This window comes from Atopostipes suicloacalis DSM 15692 (genome assembly GCF_900129085.1).
GTDB classification, from domain to species: domain Bacteria; phylum Bacillota; class Bacilli; order Lactobacillales; family Carnobacteriaceae_A; genus Atopostipes; species Atopostipes suicloacalis.
This window is the reverse complement of sequence record NZ_FQUF01000010.1, coordinates 52015-74361: the sequence shown is the minus strand read 5'-3', so window position 1 is coordinate 74361 and position 22347 is coordinate 52015. Positions and strand designations below refer to the sequence as shown.

Sequence of the window (22347 nt, the reverse complement as noted above, 5' to 3'; positions counted from 1 at the left end):
AAAAAATTAACTTGTGTTGTCTTTACTACCAATATAATTGATAGAAGACCCCTGCACATTTTGGTTGTATTACTTTGTTCAGTTTTCAAAGATCTATACGTCACATGAAGAAATTTGTTTAAAACAAATCTTTACGTGAGCTTTAATAGTTTATAACAAACGGTTAATTTTGTCAAGCGTTAAACTGTTTTTTCGAAACAATTAATTTTTATTCAATTAATGTTTTGTGCGAAACAGCAACGAAATATATAATACCAACTCTATCCATTTTCGTCAAGAACTTTTTGAATTCTTTTACCTTTTTTATTTATTTTATAAGAAGAATCGCTTGAGATTAGGCTTTACTTTTTTATCTTTTAAAAAAATTTAATAAATCCATATAATCAAATAAATTACCCAATGGTTACTTAACAAATAAAGAGTCTGGGACATAAGGTCTCGATCAAAAACGCATTCCAAAATTATAGTACAATTTTCACTATAGTGGGAATGCGTTTCTTTTTATTCAATTAAATTATATAAAAGTGGAACAACATATTTCAAAATTTTACTTTTGTCCCTGACTCTTTGATATTTTGATTTATGCATTCCTTAAGGTAGGGAATAAAATAACATCACGAATAGATTGCGTATTTGTTAATAACATAACCAGTCGGTCAATTCCGATTCCCAATCCTCCGGTAGGTGGAAGGCCATACTCCAAGGCTTCTACAAAGTCCTCATCAATACCATGAGCTTCTACGTTTCCTTGGTCGCGTTCTTCTTGTTGGGCTTCAAATCGTTCACGCTGGTCAATAGGATCATTTAATTCACTAAAGGCATTTCCATATTCATGGCCCGCTATAAAGAGTTCAAATCGATCAGTAAATCGTGGATCTTCATCATTTTTCTTAGCTAGGGGTGAAATTTCAATAGGATGTCCGTAAACAAAAGTTGGTTGTCTTAAGGTACTTTCAACAAACTCTTCAAAGAACTCATTAACAACATGTCCATATGTTGCATATTCTTCGATCTCTACATTATGTTCTTTTGCAAGTTCTCTAGCTTGCCCATCTGTCATGTGTTCCCAGAAATCAACACCTGTTTTTTCTTTAACTAAATCCACCATGTGTCGTCGTGCCCATTCGCCACCTAGGTTAATTTCCTCGTCTCCATATGTGATCATGGTTGAACCATTTACTGTCTGAGCAACGTCCTGAATTAAATCTTCAACTAAGTCCATAACGTCCCAGTAATCATGATAAGCAGTATAAAGCTCTAGCATTGTAAACTCTGGATTATGAGTGGTATCAATTCCTTCATTACGGAATACACGGCCAATTTCGAAAACTTTTTCCATGCCACCAATTACTAATCGTTTTAGATGGAGCTCTAAAGCAATTCGAACATAAAGTTCCATATCAAGCGCGTTATGATGAGTCATAAAGGGACGAGCTGATGCTCCTCCAGGAAGGTTATGCAAAGTAGGTGTTTCTACTTCGATATACCCTTTTTTAGTCAGATAGCTTCGAATTTCTTGAATAATCTGGCTACGTTTTATAAATCGATCCATACTCTCATCATTTGTTATTAAATCTAAGTAACGTTTACGGTATCTAGTTTCTACATCGCTAAGTCCATAATATTGATCAGGCAATGGACGAAGAGCCTTCGTTAAAAACTCTACTTTATCGGCACGTAAAGTTAACTCTCCTGTATTTGTTTTCATTAACGTGCCTTCAACACCAAGAAAATCTCCTAAGTCAGCTTCTTTAAAAAGTTGGTAGTTTTCTTCTCCTACATTATCTAAACGGACATAAATTTGAATCGTTCCTTGATTATCTTTTAAATTGGCAAAGCCTGCTTTTCCGCTTCCGCGCTTTGCCATTAAACGTCCACTGATTTTTGCTGGAATTTCTTTCTCTTGCAAGTCTTCTTTTGAAAGTTCACCATATTCTTCTATTAAGTCTGTCGAAAAGTGAGTACGTTCATAACGATTTCCAAAAGGATCAATATTTTTTTCTCTTAACTCGTTCATTTTTTTACGACGAACAAGCATTTGATCATTTAAATCTTCTATATGTTCATGTTCTTTAGTCATTCTTTTCGGTTTCCTTTCTATCTTTTAGTTATTTACTCTGTATATTTTTTGATTAAATATCTCAAAATAATTTTTTCTTTATAGAATGAATCACCTTACATGTTATCATAATTTGTTATTCTCTGAAAGTTTTTAGTCAGAACTTTCCTTTAAATAACACAATAACGATTGATTTTTTCTCTTTTGTTTCTTTGAAATATAAGAACACTAAATAAACTTCAATGCTTGAATTCAAGAAATAATATGTTATACTCTCTACATGTAGTATATTTATCTAAACAAACAATTAAATAGCACAAAATATAGTATCTCGAGGAATGGTGGCATTTCGATGCCTTGAAAGGGAAGTCCGTTTAAAACTGACGCTGCCCCCGCAACTGTGTATGTAGACGAATTAGTAAACCACTGTACTTTTATAGTAAAAGTATGGGAAGGACTATAGTAGGATGAAACATGAGCCAGGAGACCTGCCAGACCTTGTAGTTTCTATTTTTCGGGGATGAAAAAGATGAAACGATAGAACTTGCATTCATTGACTTTCTGTCGTTTTCAAACCGTTCATTCCATTTTGAGCGGTTTTTTTGTTGTTTAAAATGAATAATTAGTCACACATCTTACTACAGATTTCATTCAAATTGGAGGAATAATAATGAGCATTACCGTTTATTCAAAAAGTGGTTGTCCAGAATGTACCTTTACTAAAAAATATTTAGAGTCAGAAAATATCACTTATGAAGAAAAAAGAGTTGATTTAAATGATACTTACATGGAAGAAGTCATTCTTTTAGGATACCGCACTCTACCCGTTGTAAAAATTAACGAAGAGGAGACTTTCACCGGCTATCGCCCAGAGAAATTAGAGAACATGGTGTTGGAATGGCAAAGATAGTTTATTATTCTCAGACGGGACAAACTAGAAAGTTTGTTGAGAAAATTAGTCATACAGAAAAGATTGAGATTTCGCCCAATCATTTTGAAATCGAAATGAGCGAATCATTTATCCTCGTTATGCCTTCTTATGAAACCAATGTTCATCCTATTGTTATTGATACCGCAGCGGATTTTTTAGAAACAGCGGATAATATCAGCTACTGTAAAGGTTTATTTGGTGGAGGCAATCGAAATTTTGCAGAATTATTTTGTATTACCGCCAAAACGTTATCTAAAGAATATGACCTTCCGATGCTTCACGCTTTTGAGTTTCAAGGATCCCCTTTAGATGTTAAAAAATTAGAAGAGGAGTTATTAAACATTGAGCACAATAACTAAACAAGCAATCGAAAAACCAGAAGATATTACGTATTTTAAATTAAACAACATGGTAAATATTCCAACCGAAGATAATGAAATCCAACTCAATAAAGATAAGGAAGCTGTTAGAGCTTACTTTTTAGAAAATATTAATCCCAATACGGTATTTTTCCATACATTAGAAGAAAAAATTGATTACTTAATCGAAAATGATTATATCGAAGAAGCTTTCATTCAAAAATATGATTTTTCTTTTATTAAAGAGTTGTTCGGCTTTCTTTATGAGCAGAAATTTAGATTTAATAGTTTTATGGGAGCTTATAAATTTTATAACCAATATGCCCTAAAAACAAATGATGGAAGTAAGTTTTTAGAGCGGTATGAAGATCGTATTGGCTTTGTTGCTTTGTATCTAGCAAATGGTGATGAGAAATTAGCTTGGAATATCGCCAAAGAACATATTAAGCAACGCTTGCAGTTAGCGACTCCTACCTTTTTAAATGCCGGAAAGAAAGCACGTGGTGAATTGGTAAGTTGTTTCCTTCTGGATGTTCAAGATAACATGGAATCCATTGGACGTTCTGTCAACTCTGCCCTACAGTTATCCAAACGCGGCGGCGGTGTAGGAATAAACTTAAGCAACTTACGTGAAGCAGGCGCTCCAATTAAAAAGATTGCCAATGCAGGATCTGGTGTTGTTCCCGTTATGAAAATTTTCGAAGATAGTTTTAGCTATGCGAATCAATTAGGTCAACGAAATGGTGCTGGTGCCGTTTATCTAAATGCTTTTCATCCAGATGTTTATGAATTTTTATCGACAAAAAAAGAAAATGCGGATGAAAAAGTACGAGTGAAAACTCTATCTTTAGGATTAGTCGTTCCAGATAAATATTATGAGCTACTTAAAACCAATGAACCTATGTACTTATTTAGTCCCTATGATGTTGAGAGAGTTTATGATAAACCTTTTGCTTATGTGGATATTACCGAAGAATACGATGAAATGGTTCGCAATACTGAAATTAAAAAATATAAAATTAACGCACGAGAATTAGAACAAGAAATTTCAAAATTGCAACAAGAGTCTGGTTATCCTTACATTATTAATACCGATACAGCTAATAGAGACAACCCTATTTATGGAAAAGTGGTTATGAGTAATTTATGTAGTGAAATTCTTCAAGTTCAATCTCCTTCAGAAATGAATGAAGATTTATCTTTTCGTGAAGTAGGTCATGACATTAGCTGTAACCTAGGTTCTGCAAACATTACAGAAATGATTCAATCTTCTAATTTTGAAGAGTCTATCGAAACGGCTGTTCGTGCTTTGTCTTCTGTTTCGGATATGACAAGCATTAAAGCTGTGCCGACGGTTGAAAAAGGGAATAAAGCTTATAACTCAATCGGTTTAGGGGCTATGGGTTTGCATACAGCGCTTGCGGTTAATCATATTCATTATGGATCCGATGAAGCTCTTGAATTTACCGATGCTTATTTTAGAGCCGTACGGTTCTATGCTTTAAAAGCTAGTAATAAATTGGCCGAGGAAAAAAATGAAACATTCTTTGAATTTGAAAAGTCTGCTTACGCGGATGGTTCTTATTTAGAAGAAAAATATGTTAACCAAGACGAATTTTCTTTTAAGTCAGATAAAGTAGCTGACATTTTCAAAAATGTTTCTATTCCAACGAAAGAAAATTGGCAAGAACTAAACGAGCGAATTAAGGAACATGGTCTATATAATGCTTATCTACTGGCTGTTGCTCCTACTGGAAGTATTTCGTATATTAATGAAGCTTCAAGTTCACTACATCCAGTCATTCACTTAATTGAAAATCGACAAGAAGGAAATATTGGCTCTATTTATTATCCTGCTCCACATCTTGATAATACGACTATTCAATATTATAAATCAGCCTTTGATACAGATATGCGTGATGTGATTAACACCTACGCTACTGCACAAAAGCATATTGACCAGGGAATGAGCTTAACCTTATTTATGCGTTCGGTTATTCCAGAAGGATTATATGAATGGAAAAACGGAAAATCACCAAATATGACAACAAGAGATTTAAATAAATTACGTAACTACGCTTGGACAAAAGGAATTAAATCTATTTATTATATCCGAACACATACTGGAGACGATTCTAGAGATATTGGTGTAAACGAATGTGAAAGTTGCGTTATTTAAGAAATAAACCGTAGAAAGGGATCAAATAAATGAGCAAAAGTTATTTTAATCAAATTATCCATGGAGAAGAGACCAACCATTCTGTCAATTATTATAAATCCATTGATTGGAACCAAATTGAAGATGCATTAGACAAAGCCACTTGGGAAAAATTAACGAGTCAATTTTGGCTAGATACACGTATTCCTGTAAGTAATGACCGTAACGACTGGCGCATGCTATCTCCTGAAGAGCGCGATGTCGTAAACAAAGCTTTTGTAGGCCTAACCCTACTCGATACCCTTCAATCTGAAGAAGGAGCTAACGTCATGCGTGAGGATGTTCGAACACAGCATGAAGAAGCCGTTTTAAATAATATTTTATTTATGGAATCCGTTCATGCGAAATCTTACTCCACCATTTTTATTTCTCTAAATACTTCCAATGAAATTGATAAGATTTTTGACTGGGGAAATAACAATGAGACGATTCAATATAAAGCGGAACGTATAAATGAGGTTTATCAAAACGGTACGGATTTACAGAAAAAAGTAGCGAGTGTTTTCTTAGAATCCTTCCTATTTTATAGTGGTTTCTATGCCCCATTATGGTACCTTGGAAATAACAAGCTAGAGAACGTTGCAGAAATCATTAAATTAATTATTCGTGATGAATCCGTTCATGGCACCTACTTAGGTTATAAATTCCAATTAGGCTTTAATGAACTTCCAGAAGACGAAGCTAATGAACTGAAAGACTGGATGTATGGATTATTATTTGACCTTATGAAAAATGAAGAGCAATTTACAAAAGAAGTCTACACCCAAGTGGGTTGGACCAGTGACGTTATGACTTTTGTCAAATACAATGCCAATAAAGCTCTACAAAACTTAGGTTTCGAGCCCTTTTACTCCGATGGAATGGCTGAACACGTAAACCCTATCGTTATGAATGGAATTTCCACTGAATCTTCTAACCATGACTTCTTCTCACAAGTCGGAAACAGTTACTTAATGGGTGAATCCGAAGCAATGGACGATGACGACTACGATTTTTAATGAATAATATATAGAAACGAAAAGTCTGAGGGCTCCTCAGGCTTTTTCTTTTGGCTTTAGTTTAGCTCTCAATCTTCGCCCTTTTTGTCCTAAATACGACTTAGTTCGTTGTTTATAAACGTCTAAGGAAAGAGTGGACATGGAATTCTCATAGGTATCTAAGACCCATTTACCTAAGATTTTTTGTACTTTAAGCCCATCAAAAAAAGAGAATACAGCAATTAATCTATATCCTCTTTGGAATGTACGCAAAAATTATCTTATTTTATTTGGCTTCTTTTTTTAACGTTTCTAACTCTTCTTCTGTAAAATTGTATTTTCGTCGACAGAAGTGACAAACCGCTTCTGCTCCATGGTCTTCAGTAATCATCTCTTGGATTTCTCCTTTACCTAAAGCAACAATCGCATTTGCAAAACGCTCTTTCGAACAATCACATTTAAATGAAACAGGCATTTCTTCTAGTATTTGATAATTATCTTTACCGGCTAAGAGATCCAATAACTTAGTAAGGGATCGATCTTGACCTAAGAAGTTTGAAAGCTGTGGCATTTCTTTTAACGTTCGTTCGATTTGATTAATGGTTTCTTCGCTGACTCCCGGTAAAACTTGGATCATAAACCCGGCAGCAACCTGGACCGATTCATCGGGATTAACTAAGACAGATAAGCCAAAAGAAGAAGGCGTCTGTTCTGAAACAGTCATATAGTAAGTAAAGTCTTCCGCTAGTTCCCCGCTAACTAAAGGTACTTGACCGACGAAAGGTGTTTTTAAGCCTTGATCTTTGGTAATCGATAGTGTTCCCTCAGTACCTACAGCTCCCTTGACATCCAATTTACCCTCTTCATTCAAATCCAAAGAAACATGAGGATTTTTAATATAGGCTTTTGTCTGTCCGTGCATATTCGTATCTACAACAATTCCACCAATAGGGCCATCCCCTTGTAGTCGTAGAGTTAATTTGTCCTGTTCATTTTTTAACGTTGCCCCAATTAGGGTTGTGCCAATCATTGAACGACCTAATGCAGCAGTCGCCACACTCCAGGAATCATGAACCGCTCTAGCTTCTTCAACCATTTCTGTGGCATCTATTACATAAATACGAACTTCCTTATTATAAGCGAGGGCTTTTATTAATGAATCTGACATTTCATTCACTCTCTTCTTTTAAATTCTTCTCGCATGATTAAAAAAAGAGGAGCACGACATTCGCCTCCCCTTTTTAATATCCACTTTTTAACAAATACCTAACGATTAATTGGAATCGTTGTTGTCTTCTTGATTTTCTTGTGAATCATCCGCTTCGGAGTTTTCCTCAGAATCTTCAGTTTTTGCTTCTTCCTCTAATTCTTTTGGATCTACATCTTCAGGTTCTTTTTCGACTTTCGTCTCTTCTTCCTCAGTACCTAAATCATCTTCAGCCGCATCAATCGTACGGCGACCCTCTTTTTGTTGTTCATGTTGCTCTTCAAAAGCCTTTATGCGCTCTTCGTGCGCTCTTTTGATTTCTTCGTAAGAAGAACCTGCTTGATCTTCATCAGTTTCTTCTTCACGAGGGTATTCATCAGTTTTAGGAGCTTTAGAAGGTAAGACACCCTCTTCATATAAACTCTTAATTTCAATTTCATTCAGTGTTTCATATTCAAGCAAATGTTCCGCAATCAATTTCAATTTTGTCGCATTTTCTTCAATAATATGGGTGGCTTGAACGTGGCCTTCTTTCAGGATACGTGAAACTTCTTGGTCAATTTCATAAGCAATCTGTTCAGAATAGCTCTTAGACTGACTATAATCTCTTCCTAAGAAGACTTGGTTATTTCCTTCATATTGAACAGGGCCAATCTTATCACTCATTCCGTACTCTGTAACCATTGAACGAGCAAGTTGTGTTGATTGTTGGAAGTCATTGGATGCACCAGAAGACTGTGTACCAAAGAAAATCTCTTCAGCTGCTCGTCCTCCGAGTAAACCTGCAATCTGTTCCGTTAAATCTTTTTTGGTCATTAAATAACGATCTTCTTTTGGAAGCATAATGGCATAACCACCCGCACGTCCTCGAGGAACAATCGTTACTTTATGAACGACTCGTGCATCACTTAACACAAGACCCACAATCGTATGGCCCGCTTCATGGTAAGCGACCATTTTACGTTCTGTTTCATTCATAATTCGATCTTTTTTCGCTGGACCAGCAATGACTCGGTCATGTGCTTCATCCATATCAATTGCTTCAATAATTGTACTTTCACGACGTGCAGCGACTAACGCTGCTTCGTTTAGCAAGTTTTCTAAATCTGCTCCTGAGAATCCTGGAGTCTGACGAGCAATTAATTTTAGATTCACTTCATCAGAAAGTGGTTTGTTTCGTGCGTGAACTTTTAAGATTGCTTCACGTCCTTTAACATCTGGACGACCAACCATAATACGACGGTCAAAACGACCAGGACGTAATAACGCTGGGTCGAGGACATCGGAACGGTTTGTAGCTGCCATGACAATGACACCTTCATTTCCTTCAAAACCGTCCATCTCTGTTAGCAATTGGTTCAGGGTTTGTTCACGTTCATCGTGCCCGCCACCCATTCCAGCTCCACGTTGGCGTCCTACTGCATCAATCTCATCAATAAAGATTATAGAAGGGGCATTCTTTTTCGCGTTTTCAAATAAATCACGAACACGGCTTGCTCCCACACCAACGAACATTTCAACGAATTCAGATCCTGAGATGGAATAGAAAGGAACGCCTGATTCTCCAGCTACCGCTTTAGCCAGTAAGGTTTTACCGGTTCCTGGAGGTCCTTCTAGTAAAACACCCGCAGGAATACGAGCGCCTAATTGATTAAATCTTCTTGGATCTTTTAAGAATTCTACAATTTCAACTAATTCTTGTTTCTCTTCATCTGCACCGGCAACATCCGCAAAACGAACAGTACTTGTTTTTGCATCCGCTTCTTTGGCTTGTGAACGTCCAAAATTCATGACGTTTCTTCCGCCGCCACCGCCACCTGCACCGCCTTGTCCCGCTTGGTTCATCATAAAGTATAAGAAACCAGCAAGTAATATAAAGGGCAAGAAAGTAATTAATAAACTCGTCCAAAGTCCCGTGCTCGGTTCTTCTAACGATTCCATGGTGACATCATTACTTTTTGTTATCTGGTAAACATCATTTATAACTGAATCGTTTTGTAACAAAATCGTGGTAAAGCCACGTGTTGTCGTATCTTCTTGTTGTCCGAAAAATGGAATACTTTCTTCTCCATCTGAGGAGTTTTCTAACTCTTCACCTTTTCGGAAAGTCCCTTGTATTTCATAGACTCCTCCGGTCGGTTGAATAGAATACTTCTCTACTCGGTCATCTTCTAAATATTGAACGAACTCAGTACTCGTTATCGATGCAGTACTCTCTGTTGCTCGATTACTAGAAAACATTTGAGCAAGCCCTATGATTCCTAGAAATACAAGTATATAGAAGAGACTACTATTAAAAAAGTTTTTTCTCTTCATTTTATCCTCCATAACTAATTTACATTTTTAATATCTATATTCTTGATTAAAACTAAAGCCATCGACCTAGCTGAAATGAATCAGCCACTCGATTGCCTTTCTACATATTAGCACAATAAAAGAATGAACTCTATGAATATTATTTGACTTTTCTTAAAAAACTAAGAGGAATGCTTCAATCAATAATAAACTTCTTCTTTTAAGATACCAACATAAGGTAAATTACGATAGTTCTCGCGATAATCTAATCCGTACCCTACAACAAACTCATCCGGAATATTAAAACATTTCCAATCAACCGTCAAATCTGTTACACGTCCTGAAGGCTTATCCAGTAACGTCACAAATCTCACAGATTTTGCATTTCTTCGAATGAGCATATCTTGTAAATACTTTAATGTACGACCTGTATCAATGATATCTTCAACAATTAATACATCGCGATTTTCTACCGAACTGTCTAAATCTTTAATGATTTTCACTTCGCCAGAAGATGCTTTGGCTGTTCCATAACTTGAGACATCCATCATATCATATTCTAAAAAGATATCCATTTCTTTGATCAAATCAGCCATAAAAGGAAGGGCTCCTTTTAATATGCCAACAACTAAAGGATTTTTATCTCTATATTCATCGGATAAAATTTGTGCTACTTCTTTTGTTTTTTTTTGAATTTCATCTTCCGCAATTAAGACTTCTTTAATGTTGTCATCCATTTTCATATTTTTTCTCCTCTTAATATTCATCTTTTTTATATTTTAGGACATAAATTAGTTTATCAGTTTCTTTGGTAGTAAACAAATTCATTTTACGATATGAAATTAACCATAGAATAGTCCCTAAACTGTCTTCCACCAGCCATGCTTGATTTCTTTGTTTTACGGGAACTTTTTCATCAATAAAGATATCTTTAATCTTCTTGCTTCCCTTTAACCCTGCATAACGCATTCGATCACCCGCTTGGCGATGACGAATCGTTAAAGGTAACTGAAATTTTCCTTCTTCCATCAATAAAGAGTCTCTATTCCATTCCTTTCTATCTGCAGAATCAAAAGGAAACAACCCAATTTTTTCATACTCAGAAAGCTGAACCCATTGACCGACAGCATCCAAAACAAAATATTCATTATCTATTGAAGAAGTCTCCGGCCCCTGCTTAGAAAAACAAATCGACTCATACCCTTTCATGGCAATAAAGTCATTTTGTAAATCAAGCTGCGTATTCACTTCTCCATTCAAAATCCACTCTTGAAGCAGTTCAATGTAGTTGGACTTATATAGATCCTTTTCGTTTTTATATAAATGATCTAACAACGTTTTGAGCACCATTCGCTGGGTAGCAGCCGAAAGATTTGAAAACTTCAAACGATCTATCTGCCAACTGTCTTGCTTTTTTCGGACGACCTTGTTAAAGGCCGTTTCGATTGAGGTTTTGGAAACCTCCAAAAGATCCTCTAGGTCCGAAGCAAACTGGATTACATGCTGGTCAAATTGCTGATTCTCATTTCTCAACAAAGGGATAATCTCATTTCGAAATCGATTCCGCATATACCCCAACTCAAAGTTGGTCGAATCCTCTATAAACTCCCACTGCTGTTCCTTAGCTAAATCATATAACATCTGCTTAGAAAATCCTAGCAAAGGACGCACCAATTCTCCTTCGGAAAATGACTGAGAAAATGCTATCCCCATCAATTGTGCCAGTGTACTTCCACGAGTGAGCTTCATTAAGATGGTCTCTACTTGATCATCTTGATGATGAGCCGTCATTAAGACATTCATTTTATTTTGTTTCATTAGTTGTTCAAAAAAAGAATACCGAATATTCCGTGCAGCTTCTTCAATGCCACTATCTGGATGAGCTGCCTTTTCCCATATAAAAGAATAAAAAGGAACACGATAACGGCTGGCTAGCTGTTTAACAAATTGTTCTTCTCTATCCGCTTCCGGTCGCAGCTGATGGTTCACATGAGCTACACTTAATTTGGGGCGTTTTGTTTCCGGTATATTTTGCATTAAATGGAATAACACGATGGAATCTACTCCACCTGAAACCGCAAGAAGAATGTGGTTATCTTTTTTTAAGAGATTATGTTCTTGAAGAATTTGATTGAAGTCTTGAAACACAGATCTATTCACCACCTAATCACAAATCTATGAGACGTTATTTCTCACTAAAAAAATAAGGCAGGAATTTCCTGCCTTCACTTATTTTATAATTTCAAATCGCTTAACTACGACGTCCGCCGCGTCCACCACGTTTGTTTTCAGTATTTTTGCGTAATGACGATAAGCGTGTTTCACTTTCTTTTAAAAAGTCATTCATCAATGAATCAAAATCTTGGCTATTGTTACTTTGTTTTTTATTGAATGGCTTGCTTGGTCGTCGATTGCTTGTTTCTCTTTTTTTATATTCTGGTTTAGGTTGTTCTTTTTTCTCTTCAGCTTCTTTTTCTCGATTTCGCATGGATAGAGCAATCTTTCCATTATCATCAATTGAAAGAATTTGTACTGTAACGACTTGCCCTACTTTTAATTCATCGTTAATATCTTCTACAAACTTATCAGATACTTCACTAATATGAACAAGGCCTGTCTTATTATTCCCTAAATCAATAAAAGCTCCAAACTTCGCCAATCCTGTAATCTTACCTTCTACTTTATTGCCAACTTCAAGTGACATTAAATCTTACTCCTCCTGATTATTTGTAACTATTATAACATGTTTACCTGCGGGATGTTATAAAATTTTTAATATATTCGATGAAAAACGGTTGTTTTTTCAAAAAAATTAAAAAACATGTCGCTATTTACGAATAAAGCAACATGTTCTTCTTTATATTTGATTAAAATGTTCTTATTTATTCTTTTTCATCATTTGTTTGTAATTTCTCTTCTTCTGTAGAACTATCTTCATCCGATTTTGTTTCTTCTTTTTCAGGGATATTAATCAAAATTTCATTTGGTTTGGATACATTTAATTCTTGACGAGCTAGCTTCGCAATATACTCTTCATCTTCTAATAAACTAACTTCATATTCGAGTTGTTCGCGCTCTTCTTCTAAATCTTCTAACTCTGTAACGACTTGGGCATGTGCTTTTGTATATTCTGTGGTTGCTCGCTTATTGTTAATAAGAGGCATACTCGTAAACCCAATCAAAAGAAGCCCCACAAAAAGAATACTGAGCGTACGGATACGAACAAATCTATTGCGTTTGCGCTGACGGATGCTGTCTAATGTTTTATCGGCTGAATATGTATCAAGCTGCGTGATATTTTTATTTTCTGTATGTTTCACCGCAATCAGTCCCTAAAAATAGTTGTTATATTTTCATTATAACAAGATTCAAGTGATTTGGAAACCATTTTCAGAGAAAAAAAGAAGTTTTCACAAAAAATGTGAAATGTCCAACTCAAAGTCAAGCTCTTTTAAAAAAATCTATCCAAGCGAGAGTAATTTTCGGGCTCACTTAGATAGATCCCTAATTTTAAGCTGGTTCAAACAAGCTAACTTCTTTTTTATTCCTCGGCAAATCTTTCTTCAAGAACTGTATACATGCCTTCTGATTCGTGTTTTTTTGTAGTATCTCGTAAATCTTCTACGCGTACAACCAATGTTTTATTTCCAAAAACTATTTCAAGTTCATCCCCGATAGCTACCTTAGTCGAAGACTTTGCTAAATTGCCATTGATCTTTACACGATCTTGATCTGAAATTTCTTTCGCGATTGTTCGGCGCTTTATAATTCGCGAAACTTTTAAAAACTTATCTAATCGCATACTACATATCTCCCTTTCTTTCTTGTTCTTTAATTGCTTGCCAAATTGCATCCACTTCTTCAGGCGTCTCTGCTTTTACACCATCAAAAACATGCGGATGCCGTCTGCGCATTTTTTTATTGATACCTTCTAATACTTCTTCTAAAGAGAAAATGCCTTCTTTTTCCCCTGCACCCGTTTGATAAAGCAATTGCATCAGTAAATCACCAAGTTCTTCAACTACATTATCAATATCATCCTTGGCATAGGCTGCTTTAAGTTCATCTAGTTCTTCTTGAAAATAGCTAAGGAGTTCTTTTTCTGTTAGTTGTTTCGCCCAGACATCTCCATTTTCACCCAAAACTTCATCCGTATAGGATTGAAGGGTTGCAAAAGAGTGTACTGCTTGATCACGTTCAAGCGGCGGAACATAAATGGAGCGTAAGTTATGAACCCCTTCAAAATAGTCCAATTCATATAAAGGAATCCAAGAAACAACTTCTTCCGAACTTCCTGCGGCATCCACTACTGCAATCGAGTGTTCATCTGGATAAATCTCCATTAAGGCCAGCTTCACTTCACTAGCGATTAAGGCATGGAAAACTTGCATAATGATCAGTTGGTGACCCGGAAAAATGTAATCACTATTTAAATCAAAGGAATCCACTAACTGAAAGCCCTGAATGGGATCCACTTTAACGGCTGCAAATAAATCATCAATAAAACTCTTTCCACCGATAATCTTCGTATTTTTATACCCTTCCAATAATAATTGGACCGTTGTTTCAGCAACTGCTGGATGACCTGGAACGCCATAATAAACATCCCTTGTTTTGGCCAAATGAATTAGTTCCTCAACAATCGCTGGATATACTTGCTCAAAGTCTTCGTCAAAGGCTTCATATTTGTCATCAAAAGAGACGATATTTAATCCTTCTTCTTTTAATTCCTGAGCAGCTGGGTGTTCCAATGTACGTAAATACAGTGTATCTTGTTTTGAAATCGTATCATAAATTTCTTTAGGCATCTGCCCTAAATGAGCAGGGCCTAACCCAAAAATATAAATCGTATGCATTAAATATCTACCCTCTTTTTAACTTTCAATTATTCGCTTTTTGCATCAACTTCTGCCTCAACATCTTCTGTTTCAGCATCTTGTTCTTCTTTTTGTTTTTCCACAAACGTGTAAAGATTTCGGACAAAATTCAAAATATGTTGTAGCCATTCATAATTTTCCATTCCTGGCTTCAAGTAAAATTCAACCGTTAATTGCTTTCCTGGTTTCATATCCACTTTCAACGGAATCCCATCTAAAGCGCGGAATAATTCCTGCATTGGGATATTTTTTGTCCCTTGTTCAGAGAAGGTCACGTGGACTTCTGAACGTTTTCGTGTAATCGTTTCAACTAGAATCGTTTCACTATAATATTTAATCAATCCAATGACGAGTAAGTCATCGACTTCTTGCGGGAAATCGCCAAAGCGATCAATAAATTCATCTTGTAATTCAACATATTCTTCTTCATCTGAAAGTGAGCGAATTCGTTTATATAATTCAATTTTCTGGCGTTGGTCATTTACATAATTATCTGGAATATAAGCATCCACATCTACGTCAATTTCAACGACCGTCTTCTCGACTTCTGGTCCACCTTGTTTACGTGCCACAGCTTCTTGTAGCATTTGAGAGTATAAATCAAAACCTACCGAATCAATAAAGCCAGATTGTTGTTGACCCAATAAGTTTCCTGCCCCACGAATGGATAAATCACGCATCGCAATTTTAAAGCCACTCCCTAACTCCGTAAAGTCCTTAATGGCTTGCAATCTTTTTCCACTTTCTTCTGTTAATAATTTATTTTGTTCATACATAAAATACGCATAAGCGACACGATTGCTTCGTCCTACACGTCCTCTTAATTGATACAACTGCGAAAGTCCCATACGATCTGCATCTTCAACCAACAACGTATTGACATTCGGCATATCCACACCCGTTTCAATAATCGTTGTGGTCACTAAAACATCATAATCCCCTTGCAAGAAATCATATAAAACATTTTCAAGCTGCGTTTCTGACAAACGTCCATGAATAAAACCAACGCGCGCTCCTGGAACCAATTCCTCAATATCTTGCACACGTTTTTCAATCGTACTCACTCGGTTGTGTAAGAAAAATACCTGACCTCCCCGCGCCATTTCACGTTCAATTGCTTCGCGAATGACCAGGCCATTCATTTCTAAAACATAAGTCTGCACTGGATAACGGTTGGCTGGAGGGGTTTCGATGACCGATAAATCACGGGCACCTACTAAGGACATGTGTAAGGTTCTTGGAATCGGGGTTGCCGTTAGAGTTAAAACATCGACTTCATTTTTCAGCTGTTTTACTCTTTCTTTGTGCTTGACTCCGAATCGTTGTTCCTCATCGACAACGAGTAAACCTAAATCTTGGAACTGAATATCTTTTGATAATAAGCGATGAGTCCCAATAACAATATCAATTTGTCCTTTACGTAAAGAAGAAGTAATTTGGTCCATTTGTTTCTTTGTACGGAAACGACTCAGCATTTCAATCTTTACTGGGAAATCAACGAATCGTTCAATAAAGGATTCATAATGTTGTTGTGCTAGTACAGTTGTTGGTACTAAGAAAGCAACTTGCTTGCCATCTTGTACAGCTTTAAAAGCTGCACGCATCGCCACCTCTGTTTTCCCATAACCAACATCCCCAATTAAAAGGCGATCCATTGGTTTCACATTTTCCATATCTTTATTAACTTCCTGGATTGAACGTAACTGATCGGGGGTTTCTGTATAAGGGAAAGCTTCTTCAAACTCTCGATAATACGAATCGTTTTTCGAAAAAGCAAAACCCTTTCTGCTTTCGCGTTCTGCATACAGCTCAATGAGTTCATCAGCAATATCTTCCACTTGTTTTTGAACACGTGTCTTTGTTTTCGCCCAAGTTGTGCCCCCTAATTTATGGATTCGGGGCTCTTTTCCTTCTGCCGATACATATTTTTGTATTAAATCGAGTTGACTTACCGGAATTAATACTCGGTCGTGTTTTTGATATTCTATGGTTAGGTAATCTTGATGAACGCCGCGAATTTCGACGGTTTCCATTCCAATGTATTTCCCAATTCCGTGGCTGGCATGAACAACAAAATCACCAGGATTTAATTCATTATAATTTTTAATTCTTTCAGCATTTGAGATATTTAGCTGTCGTCTTTTCTTTTTAGCGATACGATTAAAAAGTTCGGCTTCCGTTAGTACGGCAATTTTTTCTTCGATTAATTCAAAGCCTTGTTGTAATGTATACGGTAAGATTTGAAGTTGGTCTTTTTGAATCGTATCTTCGGTATTTAAAATTTTTGCTTTTAGTTTAAAGTCTTTAAACGTTTCTTGGACTTGTTTGGCTCGTTCCTCATTTTCAGTCATCACAACTAGTTGATAGTCTCGATTGAGCCAACCTTCTATTTCTGCTTTGATCATGGGCATTTGACCAAAGAATTTTTGCATTTCGCGGTAATGGAAGGGATGAATTGAAGTAATCTTAGTACTTCCCATTCCTTTTTGTAAAAGAGAAAAATAAATTCGCGGATGACGAATTTTTCTTTGGTGTTCTAAAAAGTCCAAACTAAATTCTTGTTGATCTAACAGACGATGTTGACTTAATTGGGTTTCTAGCCAAGCACTTTCTTCTTCTTCTAAATGCTGGTTACTTTCTAAGATACGTGGATATTCATCGTATAAAACAATCGCTTCTTTCGGAAGATAATCTAGAATGGAACTTGGATTTTCATATAAATAATAGGTGTAAAATGAAAAACTGTCCTCCCATTTTTTATTTTCCAAAACTTCAATAGTTGGTAATAAATGAGCACCTAATAATTCCTTCGCTTCGTCATCTTCTAGTGCTTCGTTTGTTTTTTCATATGCTGCTTTGATACGTTGGGTTGCTTCTTCCCAATGATCCATCGGTAAAATATTTTCTACGACTGGAGAAATGTTCACTTCATCCAGTTGTTGAATGGATCGTTGAGTTTCAGCATCAAACGAACGAATCGAATCCACTTCAATATCAAACAATTCAATACGGATCGGATATTTTTCGGTGAGTGGATAAACATCAATAATCCCTCCACGCACGCTAAATTCTCCAGGGCTAGCTACAATTTGTTCGCGTTTATAGCCCATACTGACCAGCTGATTCATTAGTTGTTCTAATTCAACTTCTCCATCTAAGTTAATCGTTAGATGAGCTTGTTGATAGATTTCTTTTGGGGGTAATAGTCTTCGTGCGCCCGCTATTGGAATTATAATAATTCCCGTTTTATTTGAAAGAAGAAATTCTAATGCTTCTATACGTTCTGCTTGTTCTTCAGGAGAGGCAATCGATTGTTGGGCAACAATCATATCATTCACATTATAAATGAATAATTTCTCTTCTGGATAAAACACTCTTAAATCCGCACGTAGTTGGTTGGCTTGATGCAAATTTGCCGTAAATATCACGGTTTTTGCTTGTTTTTCTGCAACCCCTGCAATTAAACTGGCACGTGCTGAACCTGAAATCCCAGTAACGAGTTGGGAAGAATCTGCTGTCATGTTTTTTAAAACACTTTGGAAATTAGGGTGGTCAAATAATAAATCAAGCATCTGAGTCATTGAGAAATCTCTCCTTTCTTATTTGTTTTTCTTTATTCACTTTTTTTACGCTCATTTCATTTATTAAATTCATTCATTGTTTCTTGAAAAGTATGAGAGCTGAGCCAATATTTCACGGCATCCTCTACCTTTAAAACCGCGGCTTTCATGTCTTCTATTCTTTCTTTTGGAAATTGGCTGAGGACATGGGAAATAACGGTTTGTTTCGGAAAGGGACGTCCAATGCCCACTCGAATTCGATTAAACTCTTTAGTTCCTAACTGTTCAATTATACTTTTCATACCATTATGTCCTCCGGCACTTCCTTGCACACGCAAGCGGATTTTTCCAACTGGCAAATCCATATCGTCATAAATAACAACAATATCTTCACCGGTTAAATCATAATAATCCATCCAAGGTTGGATGGATTCACCGGATAAATTCATAAAGGTCTGTGGTTTAATCAAAATAATTTTTTCGCTACCGATATGGCCTTCTGCATATAAGGACTTAAATTTTGTTTGACTAAAGGTTAACCCCAAATTTTGGGCAATTTCATCAATTACGATAAAACCGATATTATGTTTTGTATTTTTATATTTGTTTCCTGGATTACCCAGGCCAAAAACTAACTTCATTTCTTACTAAGCCTCCCAAGTTCTTTCTAAACAATCAAAAAAGCTGGGTAAGTCTCCCTACCCAGTTCGATTTCACATGAACTATTATAACATATTCACGCGTCAATGCTCAAAATAACTCCTTATTTTTATGGTTTCTTTGTTGGTTAACCAGTGATTATGTATAAAGCACCTTGTGTTTTGTGTTCTGACACAAAAACACATTCATTCTTTTCTCGGATTCTACCTCGCGTTTACGACCAAGGGTTTTTGATTTTTGAGGAGATTTTGAATTTTTTCTGTATGTGTGATCTTCGTGGAAGACAAAAAGATGGTGCTAATGAATCTAATTTGATTCACTAGCACCATAATTAATTGTACGGTATTAATTTTATTCTTCTGCTTCTTCTTCAGGTTCTGCTTCTACTAATAAAACTTTTTCAGAACGTGCGAAGTCTTCAGCATCTGCTTCGTCTCCTGCTTCACCTAAATCTTCAGGAGATACACCTACAATATATTCTGCATCTGCAGAAGGGTTGTCTACGGTAAATTCAACTTCAGGAGTGTCTGAAATCACTTCATGAATGATACCGTCTTCTAGTAAGTACGTATTGTATTCTTCAGCTTCTGATATAATATCTACTGGAATCGTAGCTGCTTCACCAGGAGCATGACCTACTTCGTAACCTTCTGTTGTCCAAGTTCCTTCAACCTCTAAACCGTATTCTGGGAAGGCTTCACCAGAGTCATCTTTTGCTTGGTTAATTAAGTCTTGGCTACTTGAACCTGCTGTTTCATTTGAATCTGTTTCTTCCGTTTGCTCTGTATCATCTGTTTCAGGTTCTTCAGCATCATCTGTACCACATGCTCCAAGAGCCAATGTAGAAACCGCTAATAAGCTAAGTAATTTTTTATAGCTCATTTAGTATTTCCTCCTATTTTGTATTAATCTGTGTAATTGCTCGATTAATGTTATTTTCACATTAAATAATTTCGCTCAAAAATATATTAGCACAAAAGGCTCATCAAATACAAATATTAAATTAACAATTGATTAATATTTTGATTTTTTAGAGCGGTATTAATTTTTAATAATTTGAATAAACCGATCTGTAAGATTTGCTGTATAGCCCCAAAGTCGATGATTTTGTATTTCATAATAAGGAATCCGTTCCTTTAAACCGCGCAACTGGAAGGAATGATTCGCCTCTTTTTGTTCGTTTAGAAATTGTTCACTAATCACTGGGTCAAATTCCACTTCAAAATAGGAAGGCCCCTTATTGAGTAAATATTGAATAGGAACTGTATAAATTTTTTCAACTTCTAAGTTGGGCTCAATATCCTCAAACTCAACATTTACGAGTTCTCCCACAAAACAGTAAATAACCATCCGCTGGTTCACAATGTAATCAATTTCTCCAATGATTTTTATGTTTTTTTCTCGTAAACTCAACTCTTCCATCGTTTCGCGAATTGCCGCTTCTTCAAACGTTTCCCCCGCTTCTACCCCGCCACCTGGGAAAGAAGAATCTCCCGCTTGTGAAACGGCTTGGCTTCTGACTTCATAAAGAATATGCCATTCACCTTTTCGTTTGATTAAAGGTAAAAGCACTGCAGACTTTCTAACATCTCCATAAATTTTCGGATCATAGCTTTGAATGGCCGATCGAATTTTTGATAACATATTTTTCGTCCTATCTTTTATCTCTAATTCATTATACTTTATTTCTTATCATAATGAAATCGATTAACCTGCTCAATCTGTATTCCATTTTTTCTTCGTAATATTTTCTTAACCTTAATTAAGTCATATTTTTATTCTTTCCTTGAATAGGTAGTAGAAAATGCGATGGACTTTGATTGCACGCAATTATTCGTGATTTGTGTGCGATAGACCTACTAGCACGCAATTATCCGTGATTTGTGTGCGATAGACCTACTAGCACGCAATTATCCGTGATTTGTGCGTGATGGACCTTACTTACACGCACTTTTCCGAAATTTGTGCGTGATGGACCTTACTTACACGCACTTTTCCGTGATTTGTGCGTGATGGAGCTTATTTGCACGCAATTTTCTGTGATTTGTGTGTGATGGACCTCGATTGCACGCACTTTTCCATGATTTATGCGTGATGGAGCTTGTTTGCACGCACTTTTCCGAAATCTGTGCGTGTTTGACTCATCCCTCTCAAAAATACTTCGCCATTTTTTAAAAATAATTAGAAAACCACTTGTTTGTCCCTAGTTTTCCACAAAAATTTAAAACCGATTCGTAGATAAAGGATCAATTCCTTAATATTCTACAAATCGGTTGAAAATATTCTTTTATTTTATTGTAATGACTAATTTTCTAGCTGATAGATGCTTCGTAAATAGAGTCTACCGCTTCTTTTAGCGTTTGGTCAAACTCTTCGTCGCTTTGGTTAACATTTAAGTTTTGTGTTAATGCACGCGAGAAGCTTGCAATTAAACCATGGTTTAATTTTAGCATATCATTCGCATCGTCTGTCGAGTAACCTCCAGACAAAGCAACCACTCTTACTACTTGCGGATGATCAATTAACTCTTTGTACAAGTCTGGTTCAGTTGGAATCGTTAATTTTAGCATTACAAATTGATCTTCATTTAATTTATCCAATTCTTTTTGAATAGATTGTTTTAGATAAGATTCAATTTTTTCTTTGTCTTCAGCAGCAATATTTACTTCAGGTTCAATAATTGGAACTAGGCCAGCTTCAATAATTTGGTAACCTACTTCAAATTGTTGTTTAACTACTGCGTCAATACCTTCTTCATTATACTCCATAATATTTGAACGCATTTTTGTCCCAAACATGCCTTTATCAACAGATTGTTTTAATAAAGTATCTAATTCTGGCATTGGCTTCATTAATTGAACGCCATTTTTGATATCTGCTAAACCTTTATCGATTTTGATAAAAGGAACGATTCCTTTATCTTTTAAATAGTCGCCTGTATATTTATCTTCGATTTTATTATTCATCGTATGTTCGAATAAAATAGCACCAATTATTTTGTCTCCTGTAAATGAAGGTGAAGTGATTATTCTTGTACGCATTTCATGAACAAGATTAAACATCTCTTCATCATTTGAATATTCATCTTCATTAACGCCATATAATTCTAAAGCTCGAGGTGTACTTCCGCCACTTTGGTCCAGTGCAGCAATAAATCCACCCTTGTTCTTCATAATATCAAACTGTTCTTGATTCATTTGCATA

Annotated in this window: 18 protein-coding genes and 1 riboswitch; of the genes, 4 read left to right on the top strand and 14 right to left on the bottom strand. The window is 35.9% G+C overall.

All coding sequences use genetic code 11. The features are described from left to right. Positions 1–580 precede the first annotated feature (580 nt). Positions 581–2080: a lysine--tRNA ligase gene (gene lysS / locus BUB96_RS04205; RefSeq protein ID WP_073296907.1), complete on the bottom strand. Its 1500-nt coding sequence runs from the start codon at positions 2078–2080 to the stop codon at positions 581–583. Positions 2081–2381: 301 nt separating this feature from the next. Further along, a riboswitch (cobalamin riboswitch) is annotated at positions 2382–2569 on the top strand. Positions 2570–2729: 160 nt separating this feature from the next. Here lysS and BUB96_RS04200 point away from each other — a divergent pair. From BUB96_RS04200 to nrdF, 4 genes are read left to right on the top strand one after another with little or no spacing between them, the layout of a single operon-like run. After that, a complete protein-coding gene (locus BUB96_RS04200; RefSeq protein ID WP_073296902.1) occupies positions 2730–2969 on the top strand; it encodes a glutaredoxin domain-containing protein in 240 nt (79 codons plus the stop codon). Continuing rightward, positions 2957–3349, top strand: a complete 393-nt coding sequence (nrdI, locus tag BUB96_RS04195) for a class Ib ribonucleoside-diphosphate reductase assembly flavoprotein NrdI (RefSeq protein ID WP_073296897.1) — start codon at positions 2957–2959, stop codon at positions 3347–3349. Before BUB96_RS04200 ends, nrdI begins: the two co-directional genes overlap by 13 nt. Then, positions 3333–5528 carry a class 1b ribonucleoside-diphosphate reductase subunit alpha gene (nrdE, locus tag BUB96_RS04190; RefSeq protein WP_073296893.1) on the top strand — a complete coding sequence of 732 codons (2196 nt, stop codon included), beginning with the start codon at positions 3333–3335 and terminating at the stop codon, positions 5526–5528. The genes nrdI and nrdE overlap by 17 nt, the downstream gene beginning before the upstream one ends. Before the next feature lie 29 nt (positions 5529–5557). Further along, positions 5558–6565, top strand: a complete 1008-nt coding sequence (nrdF, locus tag BUB96_RS04185; protein WP_073296888.1) for a class 1b ribonucleoside-diphosphate reductase subunit beta — start codon at positions 5558–5560, stop codon at positions 6563–6565. 265 nt (positions 6566–6830) lie between these two features. On the opposite strand, the gene hslO is transcribed toward nrdF, so the two are convergent. From hslO to BUB96_RS04120, 13 genes are all read right to left on the bottom strand, one after another. Next, positions 6831–7712, bottom strand: coding sequence for an Hsp33 family molecular chaperone HslO (gene hslO, locus BUB96_RS04180; RefSeq protein ID WP_073296883.1), 882 nt, complete (start codon positions 7710–7712; stop codon positions 6831–6833). Positions 7713–7817: 105 nt separating this feature from the next. Then, complete coding sequence (gene ftsH, locus BUB96_RS04175) at positions 7818–10067, bottom strand: ATP-dependent zinc metalloprotease FtsH (protein ID WP_073296880.1); 2250 nt, start codon at positions 10065–10067, stop codon at positions 7818–7820. 179 nt (positions 10068–10246) lie between these two features. Beyond that, positions 10247–10783 carry a hypoxanthine phosphoribosyltransferase gene (hpt, locus tag BUB96_RS04170; protein ID WP_073296917.1) on the bottom strand — a complete coding sequence of 179 codons (537 nt, stop codon included), beginning with the start codon at positions 10781–10783 and terminating at the stop codon, positions 10247–10249. 19 nt (positions 10784–10802) lie between these two features. Next, positions 10803–12194, bottom strand: a complete 1392-nt coding sequence (gene tilS, locus BUB96_RS04165) for a tRNA lysidine(34) synthetase TilS (RefSeq protein ID WP_073296877.1) — start codon at positions 12192–12194, stop codon at positions 10803–10805. Between the two features lie 103 nt (positions 12195–12297). After that, positions 12298–12750, bottom strand: a complete 453-nt coding sequence (locus BUB96_RS04160) for a S1 domain-containing RNA-binding protein (protein ID WP_073296874.1) — start codon at positions 12748–12750, stop codon at positions 12298–12300. Positions 12751–12928: 178 nt separating this feature from the next. After that, positions 12929–13366, bottom strand: a complete 438-nt coding sequence (locus tag BUB96_RS04155; RefSeq protein WP_073296871.1) for an FtsB family cell division protein — start codon at positions 13364–13366, stop codon at positions 12929–12931. Positions 13367–13587: 221 nt separating this feature from the next. Beyond that, positions 13588–13848: an RNA-binding S4 domain-containing protein gene (locus BUB96_RS04150; protein ID WP_073296860.1), complete on the bottom strand. Its 261-nt coding sequence runs from the start codon at positions 13846–13848 to the stop codon at positions 13588–13590. A gap of 1 nt (position 13849) precedes the next feature. Then, the gene (locus BUB96_RS04145) at positions 13850–14902 is read right to left on the bottom strand and encodes a MazG nucleotide pyrophosphohydrolase domain-containing protein (protein ID WP_073296856.1); all 1053 of its coding nucleotides are present in this window, start codon (positions 14900–14902) and stop codon (positions 13850–13852) included. Between the two features lie 29 nt (positions 14903–14931). Further along, the gene (gene mfd / locus BUB96_RS04140; protein WP_073296853.1) at positions 14932–18504 is read right to left on the bottom strand and encodes a transcription-repair coupling factor; all 3573 of its coding nucleotides are present in this window, start codon (positions 18502–18504) and stop codon (positions 14932–14934) included. A gap of 56 nt (positions 18505–18560) precedes the next feature. Beyond that, complete coding sequence (pth, locus tag BUB96_RS04135; protein ID WP_073296850.1) at positions 18561–19124, bottom strand: aminoacyl-tRNA hydrolase; 564 nt, start codon at positions 19122–19124, stop codon at positions 18561–18563. 370 nt (positions 19125–19494) lie between these two features. Beyond that, complete coding sequence (locus BUB96_RS04130; RefSeq protein WP_073296846.1) at positions 19495–20025, bottom strand: hypothetical protein; 531 nt, start codon at positions 20023–20025, stop codon at positions 19495–19497. Positions 20026–20184: 159 nt separating this feature from the next. Then, complete coding sequence (locus BUB96_RS04125; RefSeq protein ID WP_073296842.1) at positions 20185–20787, bottom strand: NUDIX hydrolase; 603 nt, start codon at positions 20785–20787, stop codon at positions 20185–20187. 668 nt (positions 20788–21455) lie between these two features. Further along, positions 21456–22340, bottom strand: coding sequence for a fructose bisphosphate aldolase (locus BUB96_RS04120; protein ID WP_073296839.1), 885 nt, complete (start codon positions 22338–22340; stop codon positions 21456–21458). Positions 22341–22347: the final 7 nt, after the last annotated feature.

Coding starts and splice junctions, on each gene's coding strand:
- lysS (WP_073296907.1), bottom strand. CDS start 2,080: ATGACTAAAGAACATGAACATATAGAAGATTTAAATGATCAAATGCTT.
- BUB96_RS04200 (WP_073296902.1), top strand. CDS start 2,730: ATGAGCATTACCGTTTATTCAAAAAGTGGTTGTCCAGAATGTACCTTT.
- nrdI (WP_073296897.1), top strand. CDS start 2,957: ATGGCAAAGATAGTTTATTATTCTCAGACGGGACAAACTAGAAAGTTT.
- nrdF (WP_073296888.1), top strand. CDS start 5,558: ATGAGCAAAAGTTATTTTAATCAAATTATCCATGGAGAAGAGACCAAC.
- hslO (WP_073296883.1), bottom strand. CDS start 7,712: ATGTCAGATTCATTAATAAAAGCCCTCGCTTATAATAAGGAAGTTCGT.
- ftsH (WP_073296880.1), bottom strand. CDS start 10,067: ATGAAGAGAAAAAACTTTTTTAATAGTAGTCTCTTCTATATACTTGTA.
- hpt (WP_073296917.1), bottom strand. CDS start 10,783: ATGGATGACAACATTAAAGAAGTCTTAATTGCGGAAGATGAAATTCAA.
- BUB96_RS04160 (WP_073296874.1), bottom strand. CDS start 12,750: ATGTCACTTGAAGTTGGCAATAAAGTAGAAGGTAAGATTACAGGATTG.
- BUB96_RS04150 (WP_073296860.1), bottom strand. CDS start 13,848: ATGCGATTAGATAAGTTTTTAAAAGTTTCGCGAATTATAAAGCGCCGA.
- BUB96_RS04145 (WP_073296856.1), bottom strand. CDS start 14,902: ATGCATACGATTTATATTTTTGGGTTAGGCCCTGCTCATTTAGGGCAG.
- mfd (WP_073296853.1), bottom strand. CDS start 18,504: ATGACTCAGATGCTTGATTTATTATTTGACCACCCTAATTTCCAAAGT.
- pth (WP_073296850.1), bottom strand. CDS start 19,124: ATGAAGTTAGTTTTTGGCCTGGGTAATCCAGGAAACAAATATAAAAAT.
- BUB96_RS04130 (WP_073296846.1), bottom strand. CDS start 20,025: ATGAGCTATAAAAAATTACTTAGCTTATTAGCGGTTTCTACATTGGCT.
- BUB96_RS04125 (WP_073296842.1), bottom strand. CDS start 20,787: ATGTTATCAAAAATTCGATCGGCCATTCAAAGCTATGATCCGAAAATT.
- BUB96_RS04120 (WP_073296839.1), bottom strand. CDS start 22,340: ATGAATCAAGAACAGTTTGATATTATGAAGAACAAGGGTGGATTTATT.